Source organism: Saccharopolyspora terrae (assembly GCF_004348435.1).
Lineage (GTDB): Bacteria > Actinomycetota > Actinomycetes > Mycobacteriales > Pseudonocardiaceae > Saccharopolyspora > Saccharopolyspora endophytica.
On record NZ_SMKS01000004.1, the window covers coordinates 15,211 to 31,012 of the forward strand.

Consider the following 15,802-nt stretch of genomic DNA (forward strand, 5'->3'; position numbering starts at 1 on the left):
CGGTGCTCGTCGAGAGCGCTACTCTCGAATTTTCCGTCACCGTCCGTAGTGAATTGGAGGCGTGCTGTGTCAGTCGCAGTGACCGGAAGCATCGCCAGCGACCACCTGATGCACTTCCCCGGCAAGTTCACCGACCAGCTCGTCGCCGACAACCTGCAGCAGGTCTCGCTGAGCTTCCTCGTGGACGACCTGGTGGTGCGGCGGGGCGGTGCGGCGGCCAACATCGCCTTCGCGCTCGGAGTGCTCGGCAGGCGTCCGGTGCTGGTGGGCGCCGTGGGTGAGGACTTCGCCGACTACCGGTCGTGGCTGGAGCGCAACGGGGTCGACTGCGCGGGAGTGCACGTCTCGGAGTACGCCCACACCGCGCGGTTCGTGTGCACCACCGACCAGGCCTTCAACCAGATCGCCTCCTTCTACGCGGGAGCGATGACCGAGGCCCGCAACATCGAACTCGCACCGGTCGTGGCCGCGCACGAGGTCGACCTGGTGCTGATCAGCCCGAACGACCCCAAGGCCATGCTCCGGCACGCCGATGAGTGCAGGCAGCGCGGCTACCGCTTCGCCAGCGACCCGTCGCAGCAGCTCGCGCGGCTGAGCGGCGACGAGATCCGCCGGATGGTCGAAGGTGCCGACTACCTGTTCACCAACCGCTACGAGTGGGGCCTGCTGCTGCAGAAGACCGGCTGGAGCGAGGACGACGTGCGCGCCAAGGTCGGCGTCCGCATCACCACGCTCGGAGCCGACGGGGCGGAGATCGTCGAGCGGGACGGTCAGCGGCTGGAGGTGCCCGCAGTTCCCGAGGTGGCCCGCGCCGACCCGACGGGTGTCGGTGACGGCTTCCGCGCCGGTTTCCTCGCCGCCGTCGAGAGCGGGCTGTCGCTGGAGCGGGCCGCGCAGCTCGGCTCGCTGATCGCGGTGCACGTGCTCGAGGTGACCGGGACGCAGGAGTGGACCCTCGACCACGGCCGCGCCCGCAAGCGCTTCGCCGAGACCTACGGGGAGGACGCCGCGGCCGAGGTCGCCGCCGCGCTGCCGCTCGGATAGGCCTCGCGATTCGCAATCCTTGCAAAAAATTGCGAAGTGTTATGGCTGGTAAATTGCTGGTTCGGTTGGCGTATTGACTTTACCTGCGCAAGAAAATGTGATCGTAGGCGTTCGCTCATCGCAGGAGATGCGAAGGAGAATGTCGATGCGATTAACGGTGCTAGCGCTGGCCGCGACCGTGGTCGGCACCGCCCTGGTGCCCGCCGCGTTCGGCCAGGAACGCGCTCCGGCGCCGGCCACCGCCCCCGTGGCCGGGCCGATCATCCAGATGTTCCAGTGGCCGTGGGACTCGGTCGCGAGTGAGTGCACCAACTTCCTGGGCCCGAAGAAGTTCGGCGCGGTCCAGGTGTCGCCGCCGCAGGAGCACATCGTGCTCCCCGAGGCCGGTCACCCCTGGTACCAGGACTACCAACCGGTCAGCTACCAGCTCGAGACCCGCCGAGGGAACCGCGAGCAGTTCGCCAACATGGTCAAGACCTGCAACGACGCCGGCGTGCAGATCTACGCCGACGCCGTGGTCAACCACATGGCCGGTTCCGACGGCGACCACCCGGGCAGCGCGGGTTCGGAGTTCACCAAGTACGACTACCCCGGCACCTATTCGGACGCCGATTTCCACGACTGCCGCAGGGACATCGCCAACTACAACGACAAGTGGGAGGTCCGGAACTGCGAGCTCGTGGGGCTCGCCGACCTCAAGACCGAGAGCGACTGGGTCCGCCAGTCCGAGATCAAGTACCTCAACGACCTGATCAGCCTGGGCGTGTCCGGGTTCCGAGTCGACGGGGTCAAGCACATGCCGCCGGAGGACATCGGCGCGATCTTCGGTGGTCTCAACGCCGTTCCCGGAACGGGCCAGAAGCCCTACGTGTTCCAGGAGGTCATCGCCGACTCCACCACCACGGCGGGGGAGTACGCCGGCAACGGTGACGTCACCGAGTTCGCCTACCAGGGCAAGGTCAGCGACGCGTTCAAGAACGGCTCGCTGGAGCAGCTCGACGGATTCACCGACGAGATGCCGCTGCCCGCCGATCAGGCCGTGGTGTTCATCGACAACCACGACACCCAGCGCAGTTCGCCGACGCTGACCTACAAGGACGGCACGGCCTACGACCTGGCCGTGGGCTTCGAACTCGCCTACCCCTACGGCACGCCGCAGCTGATCTCGAGCTTCGCCTTCGACAACTCCGAGCAGGGCCCGCCCGCGGAGGCCGACGGCACGACCAAGCCCGCGAGCTGCGACGACCCGGCGTGGGTGTGCGAGCACCGGCGGCCGATCATCGCCGGGATGACCGGGTTCCACAACGCGGTCCAGGGCGCCCCGCTCACCGACTGGTGGGACAACGGCGGCGGTCAGATCGCGTTCGGCCGTCAGGACAAGGGCTTCGTGGCGATCAACCGCGAAGGAGGGGAGCTCTCGCAGACCTTCCAGACCTCGCTGCCCGCGGGCAGCTACTGCGACGTGATGTCCGGTGAGCTCTCGAACGGCGCCTGCACCGGCCAGACCGTCGAGGTCGGTGAGGACGGGAAGTTCACCGCGACGGTGGCCGCGAACTCCGGTGTCGCGCTGCACGCCGGAGCCAAGCTCGGCTGATCGACGCCCGGCACGTGGGCTGTTCGGATGCATTTGCCGAACTCCTGCGTGCCGGGCATATCCGAATTGATCTCATGTTCGTTGGGGGGTTGATCCCACGTGGGCAGGAAGGGCGATTCGGATGCGACACAGGATTTGGGCGATAGGCGCGGCAGCGCTCATCGCGCTCGCGGCGGTGCCGGCCTCCGCGACCGCTGACGAGCGGCGCGACGTGATGTTCGTCGGCAACAACTGGGACGGCACCGTCGACCTGCTCGACGCCGCCGACTTCGACAAGTACCAGCGCATCAACGTGGTCCCGGACCTCGACCAGCGGATGCGCGAGATGACCCCGGACCAGCACGCGGCCATGCTGATCATCCGCGAAACCGCGGGCGAGGGGAACGACCAGCTGGTCGACGACATCGCGGTCTCCCCGGACGGCAAGACGATGTACGTCTCGCGGCCCAGCCTCGGCGACGTGGCCGCCTACGAGATCGCCACCGGCGAGCAGGTCTGGCGCACCCCCGTCGAGGGCTACCGGTCCGACCACATGGCGCTGTCCCCGGACGGCACCGAACTGGCGGTCTCGGCGACCACCGCCAACATCGTGCAGCTGCTCAACCCCGCCGACGGCTCGGTCACCGGCAGCTTCCCGACCGGCGACTTCCCGCACGAGAACCGCTACTCCGCCGACGGGAAGACGCTGTACAACGCCACCATCGGCCGCGTGGTCATGCCCGACGACCCGGCGCTGGACGGCCTCAAGGGCAAGCGGCAGCTGACCATCGTGGACGCCGAGACCCAGCAGGTCCGCGACACCATCGACTTCGGCGTCGGCATCCGCCCGTTCCTGGTGACCCCCGACGGCAAGACGATGTACGCGCAGCTGTCGTTCCACAACGGTTTCGTCGAGTACAGCCTCGAGGAGAAGCGGGTCACCCGCACCGTGCACCTGCCGCTGTCCGAGGACGCGCAGCAGATGAAGCGCGAGGACTACCCGCTGGACTCCGCGCACCACGGCCTCAGCGCCAACGCCGACGGCACCAAGCTGTGCGACGCGGGCACGATCTCGGACTACGCGGCCATCGTGTCGGTCCCGTCGCTGACCACCGATGCCATCGTGCCGGTCGGCAAGAAGCCGTACTGGGCCGCGACCAGTCCCAACGGCCAGTACTGCTTCCTGTCCAACAGCGACAGCGACGACATCTCGGTGGTCGACTTCAACGGCACCAAGGAGACGGCGCGCATCCCCGTCGGCGACCACCCGCAGCGAGTCCGCGGCTACGCGATCCCCACCTCGGTCCTGCACGGCTGAGCGCGCAAGGGGGTGGAAGCACCGGCCGGAACTTCCACCCCCTACCGCGAAACCGGTGGTTCTGCGGGGCGTTCCGTTCCTGTGTCAGTTGACGCTCTCGTCCGCGTCGTCGTCGGGTTCCCAGCGGAGGAGGTCTCCCGGGGTGCAGTCGAGGGCCTGGCAGAGGGCTTCGAGGGTGGTGAAGCGGACGGCCTTGGCTCGGCCGTTCTTCAGGACCGCGAGGTTCGCCGGGGTGATGCCGACGCGCTCGGCGAGCTCACCCACCGACATCTTGCGCTTGGCCAGCATGACGTCGATGTCGACCGCGATCGGCACTCAGATCACCTCGTCCAGCTCGGCCTGCATCTGCGTCGCCTCGATGTCGCGGTCGACGGCCTGCGCCAGCAGCACGCGCAGCACCAGCACGATCAGCGCCACCCCCAGGATCGCCACGACCACGCCGCAGATCAGCAGCACGACACCCGGGGCCACTGCTTCGCCGGGTGCCAGCAGGCAGGCGAGGGCGAACACGTCGAGCGCCGCCGCCACGATCGCACCGATGATGACGTGCACGTGACGGAAAGCCGCGTGGGAGAACACGGTTCCGCGCCGCACCATCGTGACCAGCCGCCACACGCAGACGACCACGACCTGGCAGGCCACCAGTCCGAGCACGACGATGAGCAGCAGCGGCACCCGCAGGTAGGCGTAGTGCGGGTTCAGCTCCTCCAGATCGGCGTTGAGCAGCGGCACCATCACGGCCTGCACGAACAGCGACCCGGCCAGCAACACCACGAGCACGACTCGCAGCGCGAGCACCGCCAGCTTTCCCATCGCCACTCCTTCGATCGAACAACGATAAGAATCTATCGAAAAACGATAGGTCGTGGCAAATCAGGAGTTACCGGGTGAGGATCATCGTGGTGGCGCGCTCGCGCAGCTGGACATCGGAGCGCTGCCCGGTCAGCTCTCCGGGTCGAGGAGGGCCTCCGCGACTGCGGTGATGTCTTCGGGTCGCACCCGGCAGCAGCCGCCGACGAGCATGGCGCCGGCTGCGCGCCACTGGCGGGCTTGCCGTGGGGACAGGCGGGGATCGCCGGTCCAGGCGTGGTGCTCGGCGTCCCACCCCTCGCCGCTGTTGGGGTAGGCGACGAGCGGCTTTTCCGTTGCGGCACGGGCAGTTTCGAGCGCGGGCAGGACGTCCTCGGGATTCGAGCAGTTGATGCCGATCGCGTGGATCGCGTCGGATCCGGCCAGGGCGAAGGCGTCGGCGAGCGGTTGGCCGGCGCGGGTGCGGTCGCCGTCGACGGTGAACGACAGCCACGCCGGCAGTCCCAGACCGGCGACGGCTTCGATTAGGACCTCGGCCTCCTCGACGTCCGGGATGGTCTCCAGCGCGAGGATGTCCGGGGCCGCGTCGGCCAGCGTCTCCAAGCGCGGGACGTGGAACTCCCGCAGCTCGTGCTTGGTCAGCCCGTAGTCGCCCCGGTATTCGGAGCCGTCGGCGAGGGTCGCGCCGTACGGACCGATGGAGGCGGCGACCCACCGGTGCTCGCCGGGCTCGACCTCACCCGCCAGCCGCGCCAGCTCGACGCTGCGGCGCAGCAGCCGCTCGGCTCCGGCGCGGTCGAGACCGCGCTCGGCGAAGCCCTCGTACGACGCCTGGTAGCTGGCGGTGGTGGCGATGTCGGCGCCCGCCCGGTAGAACGCGGCGTGCGCGGCGACGATCTCCTCCGGGGCGTCGGCCAGCAGGCGCGCTGACCACAGCGCGTCGGCGAGCTCGTGCCCCATCGCCTCCAGCTCCGTGGCTAACCCGCCGTCGAGCACCAGCGGCCGATCGACCCTGAATCCCTGCATGCCGTCCAGCGTAGTGGTGTTCCGTAGGGCGGACCCCCTCGAAACCCGGCGTGGGGAGATCCGAATTTCGCGCGAAATTCGACCCCGAAACTTCGGACACGAATTTCGCGCGAAATTCGAACGGCTCAGCCCTTCACGCTGCCCGCCGCCAACCCGGAGACCAGGAAGCGCTGCACGGCGTAGAACACGATCACCGCCGGGATCGCCACCAGCACCGACGCGGCTGCGAGGTGGCCCCACTCCGCCCGGTTCTGCTGGACGAAGACCTGAAGGCCGACCGCGAGGGTCTTGGACTCGTCGGCCGCGGACAGGAACGCCGAGGCGAAGGCGACCTCGCTCCAGGCGACGATGAACGAGTAGAAGCCGGTCACCGCCAGACCCGGGCGGGCCAGCGGCAGCACCAGCCGCCAGAACACGCCGAGCGGTGAGAGCCCGTCGACCCGCCCGGCCTCGTCGATGTCGGCCGGGATGCCGTCGAAGTAGCCCTTGAGCATGAACGTGCAGAACGGGATCGCGGTGCTGCAGTAGACCAGCACCAATCCCAGCGCGCTGCCCTGCAACCCCAGCTTGAGCAGGATGTTGTACAGCGGCACGATCAGCACCGCGAACGGGAACATCTGCACGACCAGGAACGACAGCAGCAGCCAGTGCCTGCCGGGGAACCGGAACCGGCTCAGCGCGTAGGCGGTGGTCGCCGCCAGCAGCACGCCGAGCACGGTGGTCAGCGCCGCGATCAGCACCGAGTTGCCGAACCACGCCAGGAACGAGCCCTTCGCGCCGCTGAGCACGTCGGTGTAGTTGTCCAGGCTGGAGTCGTTGAACAGCGACGGCGTCGCCTCGATCGCCTTCGCGTCCGGCTTGAACGACACCACCACGACCCAGAACACCGGGAACACCGCGATCAGCGACGCGATGATCAGCGCGCCGTGCAACCCGATGCTCGCCGGGGTCGAGCGCCGGCCCCGGCCGCGCGGTCGCGCGGCGGCCGACGACGCCCGAAGGGACGCTGCGTCGATGCTCATCACAGCACCTCTCCCTGCCGCGCCATCGCGCGGCGGTAGATCGCGGCGAAGACCAGCAGCACCGACAGGATCAGCACGCCGTAGGTGGAGGCGATGGCGTAATCCCTGGTGGCGCCGGAGAAGAACCGCTCGAAGGCGTAGGTCACCAGAATCCGGGTGTGCGGGTTGTTGCCGGTGATCAGGTAGATGACCGGGAACATGTTGAACGTCCAGATCACCCCGAGCAGCACCACGCTGCTCGACACCGGGCGCAGGCCGGGCATCGTCACGTTGACGAACCGCTGCCAGGGCGTGGCCCCGTCCATCTCGGCGGCCTCGTAGAGGTCCGACGGGATGGCCTGCAGCCCGCCGAGCAGGGCGACCATCATGAACGGCACGCCCAGCCACACGTTGACCACGATCACCGACACCAGCGCCAGGTCCGACTGCCCGAGCCACACCTGACCGGGCAGCCCCAGGGCCTCCAGCACCCAGTTGAGCAGGCCGTAGTCGGCGTTGAGCAGGTACCGCCAGGCGAAGGCGCTGATGAACACCGGCACCGCCCACGGCAGGATCAGCAGAACCCGGTACACCCCGCGCCCGCGCATCCGCCGGTTGAGCAGCATCGCCAGGCCCAGGCCGATGCCGTAGTGGCAGACCACGCACGCGAAGGTCCAGATCACGGTGCGCACCAGCGTCGCCCAGAACGAGCCGAACGCCGCCGAGCCGGACAGCACGTTGAGGTAGTTGTCCCACCCGACGAAGGAGTAGCGCGCCTCGCGGTCCAGGACCGGGTTGGCGATGTTGGTGTCGTTGATGTCGGTGAACCCGAAGTACACGCCCTGCAGCAGCGGCAGCACGACCAGCAGCGCGAGGACCGCGACCACCGGCAGCACCATCGCGTAGCCGAACCAGTACCGGGCGAGGAAGTTCCGCATGATCAGCGCTTCGCGTAGTCGGTGAGGATCGTGGTCTGGTAGGTCTGCGCCAGCTCGTCCAGCGCGGCCTGGGTCTGCTTGCGGCCGGACAGGACGTCGCCGTAGGCGGTCTGCAGCGGCTCCAGCAGTTCGCTGTTCTGCGGGATCCAGGCGCGGCTGTGCGTGGTCGCGGCCAGCGGGCGGAACGCGGTGACGATCGGGTTGGCCGCCACCGCCGGGTCGTCGTAGGCGGACTTGCGGGTGGGCAGCAGACCCAGCTCCGCGGCGACCTTCGCCTGGCTGGCGGTGCTGCTCATGCAGGCGACGAACTTCTGCGAGGCCTCGGTGGCGTCGCTGCCCTGCCGGATCACGTAGTCGTGGCCGCCCACCGGCGACGGGGTCGCCGAGCCGGGAACCGGTGCGATGCCCAGGTTGGCGGGGTCGGCGAACTCCGGGGAGGCGGTGAACTCCGAGACCGCCCACGGGCCGTCGATGACCATGGCCGTCTCGCCGGTGGTGAACGCGGTCTTCATGCTGGTGTAGGAGTTGGGCTGGTCGAGCGAGGTGCGGGCGGCCTTGGCGTCGAGCAGGTCCTTGGCGACCTGCACGCCGCGCACGGTCTCCGGGGAGTTGACGGTGATCATCCGCGCGTCGGAGTTCACCAGGTCACCGCCGTGGGTGTAGATGAACGGCAGCGCGTAGTACTCGTCGTTGTTGAGGAACAGCGCGTTCTCGCCGCCCAGCTTCGGGGCGATGGCCTTCAGCTCGTCCCAGGTCTGCGGTGGTCTCACCCCTGCGGCGTCGAGCTTGCGCTTGTTGTAGAACAGCGCGAGCGCGTCGGTGACCTGCGGGACTGCGTAGGTCTTGCCCTCGAACCTGGTGGATTCCAGCGTGTTCGGCAGGAAGTCGTCGGTGCCTGCGGTCAGCGGCGTGCCGGAGAGGTCCTGGATGAGGCCGGCCTGCGCGAGCTGCGAAACCCAGCCGACGTCGGCGCGCAGCACGTCCGGGCCCTGCCCGCCTTGCGCCGCGGTCTTGTAGTTGTTCAGCGCCTGGTCGAAGGCCACCGTCTCCACTCGCACCTGGTAGCCGCCGGTGCGGCCGCACTCCTGGGCGAGTTCGCTGAACACCGCGCTTTCCGCCGAACCGCTGGTGTCCCAGTACACGACCTGGTTCGCGTCGCCTGCCGAACCGCCGCACCCGGTGAGGGTGAGGGCTCCGACCAGGCCCAGGGCAGCGGTGACCGTGGCCTTGGGTCTCATTTCCAGACCTCCCGTTGTGCAAATTTTTGCAACCGACTGGCGTTTGATTGCATACCCAGAATGTGATGCCCGTCAAGATGTTCGAGCAGAAATGGACAGATTCCGGCAATCGGCAATGGAGCTTCATTGCAAATTATTGCTACGCCGTGCAGTATCGTGTCGAGAACCATCGGAGTGGGAGGAGTTCGGCGTTGGCGGGTCTGGCCGAGATCGCGGAAGCGGCCGGGGTGAGCGTGTCCACGGTGAGCCGCGTGCTCAACCGCAAGTCCGGCATCGCCGAGGAGACCCGGCAGCGCGTGCTCGACGTGCTCAACCAGCTGCCGCACACCGCCCGGGGCGTCGGCGCCCTGCGGCGCACGGGAGTGATCGGCCTGCTGGTGCCGGAGCTGTCCAACCCGGTGTTCCCCGCCTTCGCCGAAGCGCTGGAAAGCCGTGCCTCGCAAGCGGGTTACGCCTCGCTGCTGTGCAACACGCGCGCAGCGATGAGCGAGCGGGAATACGTCCAGATGCTCCAGGCGCGCGGCGTCGAGGGCATGATCTTCGTGTCGCCGGAGATCGCCAACCCCGACAACGACGACCGCCGGACCCGCGGCTACTACGAGAAGCTGGCGCGCGAGGGCGTCCGGATGGTGTTCGTCAACGGCGGCACCCCGAGCCTGGACGTCCCCGACATCACCGTCGACGAGCACCTGGCCGGCCACACCGCCGCCCGGCACCTGCTGGAGCTGGGGCATCGCCGCATCGGCTTCGTCAGCGGGCCGTCGCGCGCGCTGCCGTCCCGGCTCAAGCGCGCGGGCTGGGCCGCGGCCCTGGAGGAAGCCGGCGTCGAACCGGCCGCCGAACTCGTCGCGCACGGCCCGTTCTCCGCCGAAGGCGGTGCCGAGGCGATGTCCCGGCTGCTCGACGGTCCGCAGCCCACGGCGGTGCTGTGCTCGTCGGACGTGATGGCGCTGGGTGCGATGGGGGAGGCCAAGCGGCGCGGGCTGAGCACGCCGGAGGACATCTCGGTGGTCGGCTTCGACGACATCCCGCTGGCCGCCTACTGCCAGCCGGCGCTGACGACCCTGGCCCAGCCCATCCGCGACATGGCCGCCGCGGCCGTCGACGAGCTCTTGCGGCAGCTCGACCCCGACGGCGACGAGCGCGGCTCGACCAGCTTCAGCCGCATGTTCCGGCCCAGCCTGATCGTCCGGGAGTCCACTCGGGAGCGTTGACGCAGGTCGAACTGCGCGTGATCGAAGTCCTGCCCGGTCGGTTCAGACCAGAACTGCCCGCACTTCGGAAAGGGAGCAGCATGTCTTGGTGGCGTGACGCCGTGGTGTACCAGATCTACGTGCGCAGCTTCGCCGATGGCGACGGCGACGGGATCGGCGACCTCGCGGGAGTGCGGGAGCGGCTGCCGCACCTCGTGGAGCTGGGCGTCGACGCGATCTGGCTGACCCCGTTCTACCCCTCGCCGATGGCCGACGGCGGCTACGACGTCGCCGACTACTGCGGCGTCGACCCGCTCTTCGGCGACCTCGACGACTTCGACGCACTGCTCGCCCAGGCCCACGACACCGGTCTGCGCGTGCTGGTCGACGTCGTCCCGAACCACACCTCCGACCAGCACGCGTGGTTCGCCGAAGCCCTGGCCGCCGAGCCGGGTTCGGCCGAACGCGACCGCTACCTGTTCCGCGAGGGACGCGGCGACGAGCCGCCGAACGACTGGGAATCGATCTTCGGCGGCCCGGCCTGGACCCGGCTGCCCGACGGGCAGTGGTACCTGCACCTGTTCGCGCCCGAACAGCCGGACCTCAACTGGCGGAACCCGCAGGTGCGCGCGGACTTCCGCAAGGTGCTCAAGTTCTGGCTGGACCGCGGGGTCGACGGGTTCCGCATCGACGTCGCGCACGGCATGATCAAGCACCCCGACCTGCCCGACACCGGTCTCAGCGAGCAGATCTCCCTGCTGGGGAAGGGAGAGCTGCCGTACTTCGACCAGGACGAGGTGCACGAGATCTACCGCGATTGGCGCGCGCTGTTCGACTCCTACTCCGGCGGGCGGATCGGCGTCGCTGAAGCCTGGGCGTCCACCCAGGAGCGGCTGGCCCGCTACGTCCGGCCCGACGAGCTGCACCAGGCGTTCAACTTCGCGCTGCTGGAGGCGCCCTGGTCGGCGGAGGAGTTCGGCAAGGTCGTCACCGAATCCCTGGCCACCACCGCTCAAGTCGGTGCGACCACCACGTGGGTGCTGGGCAACCACGACGTCCAGCGCCCGGTGACCCGCTACGGCGACAGCGAGCTCGGCCTGTCGCGCGCCCGCGCGGCGGCGCTGCTCAGCTTCGCCCTGCCCGGCTCGGTTTACGTCCACCAGGGCGAGGAGCTGGGACTGCGCGAGGTGCTGGACCTGCCCGACGAGGTCCGCCAGGACCCGATCTGGACTCGGTCCGGCGGCACCGACGTCGGCCGCGACGGCTGCCGCGTGCCGTTGCCGTGGTCCGGTGACGAGCCGCCGTTCGGCTTCGGTCCCGGCGGGAGCTGGCTCCCCGCGCCGGGGGAGTGGGCGTCGTCCACGGTGGAGGCCCAGCGCGCCACCCCGGGTTCGGTGCTGCGGCTCTACCGCTCGGCGCTGGCGCTGCGCCGCGAACTGGCCGTCCTCGGCGACGGGGAGCTGTCCTGGTTGGACGCTCCGGAGCAGGTGCTGGCGTTCGCCCGCGAGCCGGGTTTCGCGTGCGCCACCAACTTCGGCGAGACCTCGGTCAGCCTCGACCTCCCCGGTGACCTGCTGCTCCGCAGCGACGGCGCCGAGATCTGGACGGGAGAGCTGCCGCCGTCCACGACCGTCTGGCTCGTGGAAGGGAAGAAGTAACCAAGAATCGTCCTAGTGGGTCTATTTCTGCCCGAATGACCGTGGTCGCATGTGAGTCACCAACGACACGGAGGTGACTCGCATGATGCGACGATTAGCAACGACCATGGCAGCGGCGGCGCTGTCCGCCGTCGCCGTGGTCGGTTCCCAGGCGCCGGCGTCCGCCGCGCCGAACTTCCAGGTGCCCTTCAAGTGCGGCGTCGAGGTCACGGCCGCCACCTTCAGCGGGCACAGCCCGGCCAACTCGGTCGACTTCCAGCGCGAGGGCATCACCGGCATGGCCGTCCTCGCTTCCGCCGGAGGCACCGTGACCAGGTCGGAGAACGAGGGCGACACCAGCTACGGCCGCTGGATCGAACTCGACCACGGCAACGGCTGGCGCACCCGCTACGCCCACCTGTCCAGCCAGGCCGTCTCGGTCGGCGACGAGGTGTCGGCAGGCGGCAAGCTCGGCGAGGCCGGCGCCACCGGCGGAGTCACCGGCCCCCACCTGCACTACGAGCAGATCCTCGACGGCGCCGACCGCAAGGTCGTCCTCAACGGCGAAGCCGTCCCGTACTACGACCACACCCCCTTCACCAGCAAGAACAACTGCTGACGCCCCTGGGGGCATGAAAACGGCCGGTCCACCTCCAGCGAGGCGGACCGGCCGTTGTGCGGGTGCGTGGTCAGAGGCGCACGGGGTAGTGCGGCTCCGGGACCTCGGGGGAGAGGCGGCCTTCGATGAAGATGGCGTGCCAGAGCATGAAGACCAGCAGGGCCCAGAGGCGGCGGCTGTGGTCGAGGACGCCGGAGCGGTGCTCCTCCAGCAGCTGCAGGATCGCGCGGCGGTCCAGCAGGTGATCGGTCTGGGACTGCTGGATGATGTTGCGCGCCCAGTCGTGCATCTCGTCCTTGAGCCAGAGCCGGATCGGCACCGGGAAGCCGAGCTTGCGCCGGTTGAGCACGTGCGCCGGGACGACCTGGTACAGCGCCTGGCGCAGCGCGTACTTGGTGGTCTCGCTGGTGATCTTCTGCTCCAGCGGCACCGTGCTGGCCACCCGGAAGACCTCGTTGTCGAGGAACGGGACCCGCAGCTCCAGCGAGTTGGCCATGGTCACCTTGTCGGCCTTGACCAGGATGTCGCCGCGCAGCCACGTGAACAGGTCCACGTGCTGCATCCGCGTCACCGGGTCCCAGTCCTTCGACAGGCTGTACGGGCCGCCGGTGACGTCCTTGTGCGACACGCCCGGGTCGAAGGCGCGCATGATGTTGCGCAGCTGGTCGTCCCGGAAGATGCGCGCGTTGCCGTAGTAGCGCTCCTCCAGGTCCAGCGAACCGCGGCGCAGCAGGTCCTTGCCGCGCACGCCCTCCGGGATGTGGCTGGAGACCTTGCCCATCGCCTTGCGCAGCGCGCCCGGCACCTTCTCGAACGGCGCCAGCGACAGCGGCTCGCGGTAGATCGTGTAGCCGCCGAACAGCTCGTCGGCGCCCTCACCGGAGAGCACCACCTTCACGTGCTGCCGGGCCTCGCGGGCGATGAACCACAGCGGGACCAGCGCCGGGTCGGCCACCGGGTCGTCGAGGTACCAGATGATCAGCGGCAGCGCCTCCATCATCTCCTCGGCGGAGACGGTGCGGACCACGTGCTTGACGCCGATCGCCGCGGCCGACTCGGCGGCCACGTCCACCTCCGAGTAGCCCTGCCGCTCGAAACCGGTGGTGAAGGTGATCAGGTTCGGGTTGTGCTCCTTGGCCAGCGCTGCGATCGCCGTGGAGTCGATGCCGCCCGACAGGAACGAGCCGACCGTCACGTCCGCGCGCATGTGCTTGGCGACCGAGTCGCGCATCACATCGACGATCTCGTTCTGCAGCCGTCGCACGTCGGCGTCGGTGTTGGCCGGGCGCGGCCGGAAGTTCGGCTGGAAGTACCGCTCGGTCACCAGCTGCCCGCCCGGCGAGACGGTGAACGAGGTCCCCGACTCGATGCGGCGGATCTGCCGGTGCAGCGACTCGGGCTCCGGCACGTACTGGAGCACGAAGTAGTGCTGCAGCGCCTTGTGGTCGAGCTCCTCGCCGATCTTGAGCGTGTTGGCCAGGCTGAGCAGGCTCTTCTTCTCGCTGGCGAAGGCCGTGCCGCCGGGACCGGTGGCGTAGAACAGCGGCTTGATGCCGAACGGGTCGCGCGCGCCGTAGACCACCTTGCGCTCGCTGTCCCAGATCATGAACGCGAACATGCCGCGCAGCCGGCCGACCGAGTGCGGGCCCATGTAGTGGTAGGCGGCGACGATGACCTCGGTGTCGCCGTCGGTGGCGAAGCGGGCGCCGTACTGCTCGATGAGCTCGGCGCGCAGCTCGAGGTAGTTGTAGATCTCACCGTTGAACGTGATGGTGTAGCGCCGCGGGTTCTCCGGCGGACCCCAGGTCAACGGCTGGTGGGAGTGCTCAAGGTCGATGATGGACAGCCGGTTGAAGCCGAGGACGACCTCACCGCCCTGCCACGTGTCGCTCTCGTCCGGTCCCCGGTGTCGTTGACAGGGCAGCGCGTTGGCCACGGCGTTCACGCTGTAACCGGCAGATTCTTCAGTGGGACAGATGAGTCCAAGCAGGCCGCACACGCGTCTCGTGCACCTCTCCGAGTCGGGGGGAAAAGGCTGGCTCCAGTATGCAGAACCTCAGCCCGCGCGCTGCACGCGCGTGGTGTGGAGCGTTCTGGGTCGTCCTGCTCGGCGGCGCGGGTGGGGGAACCTGAGCGGCTCCGTGGACTCCGCGCGCCACTCCTTGAGTATGTCGATACGCGGCGTCGCGGCGTGCTCGCCACGAAGCCGCTGAAGAACCCCCGGCGGTGCAGGCTGCTCAGGTGGTCACCCGAAGGAGAAAGTGGCTCCGCCACTTCGAGACGAGCACTGCGCGAGCGATCGACGCCCCCGGAGCAGTATCGCGGCTACACCTGGGCTAGGCTCTGCCCAGGATTCCGGCGGCGGATCTGCGGTTGCCTGCGGGCGAACGGGGATCGACCAAGCCGCTTCGGTGAGTTTTGCACGAGGAGGCGTCGCGCAGTGGGCCTGAAGGAGGGGACCCGAGTGCCACGGCTGGTCAAGGTCGCTGGTCTGATCGGCCTGGTTGGTGTCGCGGCCACTGGCTGCACGACCGACGAGGTCCTGCGGTTCGGATGGCCAGAGGGTGTCACCCCGCAGGCCGAGGCGATGCGGAACCTGTGGACCTGGTCGGTGATCGCAGCACTCGCGGTCGGTGTGTTGGTGTGGGGACTGATCTTCTGGTCGGTCGCTTTCCACCGCAAGAAGAAGAACGACGAGGAACTGCCGCGTCAGTTCCAGTACAACCTGCCGCTCGAGCTCATCTACACGGCGATTCCGTTCGTGCTGGTGGTCGTGCTGTTCTACTTCACGGCGGTCACGCAGAACACGGTTCTGGCCAAGCCGGCGAAGCCGGACCAGACCGTGAACGTGATCTCGTTCCAGTGGAACTGGGAGTTCAACTACCCCGGTTACAAGACGCCGGACGGGCAGCCGGTGCGCACCGTCGGCAGCAGCAGCGAGATCCCGCTTCTGGTCGTGCCGGTCGGGCAGCGCGTCGAGTACCACATCAGCTCCACCGATGTGATCCACTCGTTCTTCGTCCCGGAGTGGCACTTCAAGCGGGACACCTTCCCGTACCCGGAGAAGAACAACCAGGACAACGTCTTCCAGAACACCGTTGAGCGGGAAGGCTCGTTCGTGGGCCGGTGCGCCGAGCTGTGCGGCACCTACCACGCGATGATGAACTTCGAGGTCCGGGCGCTTTCGCCGGACAAGTTCGACCGGTACATGCAGCTGCGCACCCAGGTGAACCCGCAGACCGGGCAGACCTACACCGCTGCCGAGGCCCTCGGCGCGATGAACTGCGGTGAGCTGTGCACGCCGCACGCGGTGACCGGTGTTCCGTTCAACACCGACCGCACCGGTGGCGTGCCCTCCGGCATCGGGACGAACAGCTAGGGGTGCCCTCGACAGGGCGTACGGCG

13 protein-coding genes and 1 pseudogene are annotated in these 15,802 nt (G+C 68.6%); 7 read left to right on the top strand and 7 right to left on the bottom strand.

The window, feature by feature from the left end; translation table 11 throughout:
* Positions 1 to 108: 108 nt before the first annotated feature.
* The 3 genes from E1181_RS04085 to E1181_RS04095 all read left to right on the top strand — a co-directional run bounded on the left by E1181_RS04085 (position 109) and on the right by E1181_RS04095 (position 3,935).
* Positions 109 to 1,044, top strand: coding sequence for a carbohydrate kinase family protein (locus E1181_RS04085; protein ID WP_132672693.1), 936 nt, complete (start codon positions 109 to 111; stop codon positions 1,042 to 1,044).
* A gap of 145 nt (positions 1,045 to 1,189) precedes the next feature.
* Positions 1,190 to 2,638 (top strand): alpha-amylase, encoded by a 1,449-nt coding sequence (locus E1181_RS04090; protein ID WP_132672536.1) that lies wholly within the window; start codon positions 1,190 to 1,192, stop codon positions 2,636 to 2,638.
* Between the two features lie 121 nt (positions 2,639 to 2,759).
* On the top strand, positions 2,760 to 3,935 hold the full coding sequence (locus E1181_RS04095; RefSeq protein ID WP_132672537.1) for a YncE family protein: 1,176 nt from the start codon (positions 2,760 to 2,762) through the stop codon (positions 3,933 to 3,935).
* Positions 3,936 to 4,019: 84 nt separating this feature from the next.
* Here E1181_RS04095 and E1181_RS04100 read toward each other — a convergent pair whose 3' ends face one another.
* The 6 genes from E1181_RS04100 to E1181_RS04125 all read right to left on the bottom strand — a co-directional run bounded on the left by E1181_RS04100 (position 4,020) and on the right by E1181_RS04125 (position 8,948).
* Positions 4,020 to 4,250 carry a helix-turn-helix domain-containing protein gene (locus tag E1181_RS04100; RefSeq protein ID WP_132672538.1) on the bottom strand — a complete coding sequence of 77 codons (231 nt, stop codon included), beginning with the start codon at positions 4,248 to 4,250 and terminating at the stop codon, positions 4,020 to 4,022.
* Positions 4,251 to 4,748 carry a DUF2975 domain-containing protein gene (locus E1181_RS04105; protein WP_132672539.1) on the bottom strand — a complete coding sequence of 166 codons (498 nt, stop codon included), beginning with the start codon at positions 4,746 to 4,748 and terminating at the stop codon, positions 4,251 to 4,253.
* 129 nt (positions 4,749 to 4,877) lie between these two features.
* On the bottom strand, positions 4,878 to 5,771 hold the full coding sequence (mmuM, locus tag E1181_RS04110) for a homocysteine S-methyltransferase (RefSeq protein ID WP_132672540.1): 894 nt from the start codon (positions 5,769 to 5,771) through the stop codon (positions 4,878 to 4,880).
* Between the two features lie 125 nt (positions 5,772 to 5,896).
* Positions 5,897 to 6,793, bottom strand: a complete 897-nt coding sequence (locus E1181_RS04115; protein ID WP_132672541.1) for a sugar ABC transporter permease — start codon at positions 6,791 to 6,793, stop codon at positions 5,897 to 5,899.
* Positions 6,793 to 7,710: a carbohydrate ABC transporter permease gene (locus E1181_RS04120; RefSeq protein ID WP_132672542.1), complete on the bottom strand. Its 918-nt coding sequence runs from the start codon at positions 7,708 to 7,710 to the stop codon at positions 6,793 to 6,795. The genes E1181_RS04115 and E1181_RS04120 overlap by 1 nt, the downstream gene beginning before the upstream one ends.
* 2 nt (positions 7,711 to 7,712) lie before the next feature.
* On the bottom strand, positions 7,713 to 8,948 hold the full coding sequence (locus E1181_RS04125) for an extracellular solute-binding protein (protein WP_132672543.1): 1,236 nt from the start codon (positions 8,946 to 8,948) through the stop codon (positions 7,713 to 7,715).
* 191 nt (positions 8,949 to 9,139) lie between these two features.
* On the opposite strand from E1181_RS04125, the gene E1181_RS04130 reads away from it, so the two are divergent.
* The 3 genes and pseudogenes from E1181_RS04130 to E1181_RS04140 all read left to right on the top strand — a co-directional run.
* A complete protein-coding gene (locus E1181_RS04130; protein ID WP_132672544.1) occupies positions 9,140 to 10,162 on the top strand; it encodes a LacI family DNA-binding transcriptional regulator in 1,023 nt (340 codons plus the stop codon).
* Positions 10,163 to 10,242: 80 nt separating this feature from the next.
* Positions 10,243 to 11,799 carry a glycoside hydrolase family 13 protein gene (locus E1181_RS04135; protein WP_132672545.1) on the top strand — a complete coding sequence of 519 codons (1,557 nt, stop codon included), beginning with the start codon at positions 10,243 to 10,245 and terminating at the stop codon, positions 11,797 to 11,799.
* 85 nt (positions 11,800 to 11,884) lie between these two features.
* Positions 11,885 to 12,394, top strand: a pseudogene (locus E1181_RS04140) (M23 family metallopeptidase); the annotation flags it as partial.
* A 73-nt stretch (positions 12,395 to 12,467) separates the two neighbouring features.
* Here E1181_RS04140 and asnB read toward each other — a convergent pair.
* Entirely contained in the window at positions 12,468 to 14,396 is a 1,929-nt protein-coding gene (gene asnB, locus E1181_RS04145) for an asparagine synthase (glutamine-hydrolyzing) (RefSeq protein WP_132672547.1), read from the bottom strand.
* Between the two features lie 441 nt (positions 14,397 to 14,837).
* On the opposite strand from asnB, the gene ctaC reads away from it, so the two are divergent.
* Positions 14,838 to 15,776, top strand: a complete 939-nt coding sequence (gene ctaC / locus E1181_RS04150) for an aa3-type cytochrome oxidase subunit II (protein ID WP_132672548.1) — start codon at positions 14,838 to 14,840, stop codon at positions 15,774 to 15,776.
* Positions 15,777 to 15,802 lie beyond the last annotated feature (26 nt).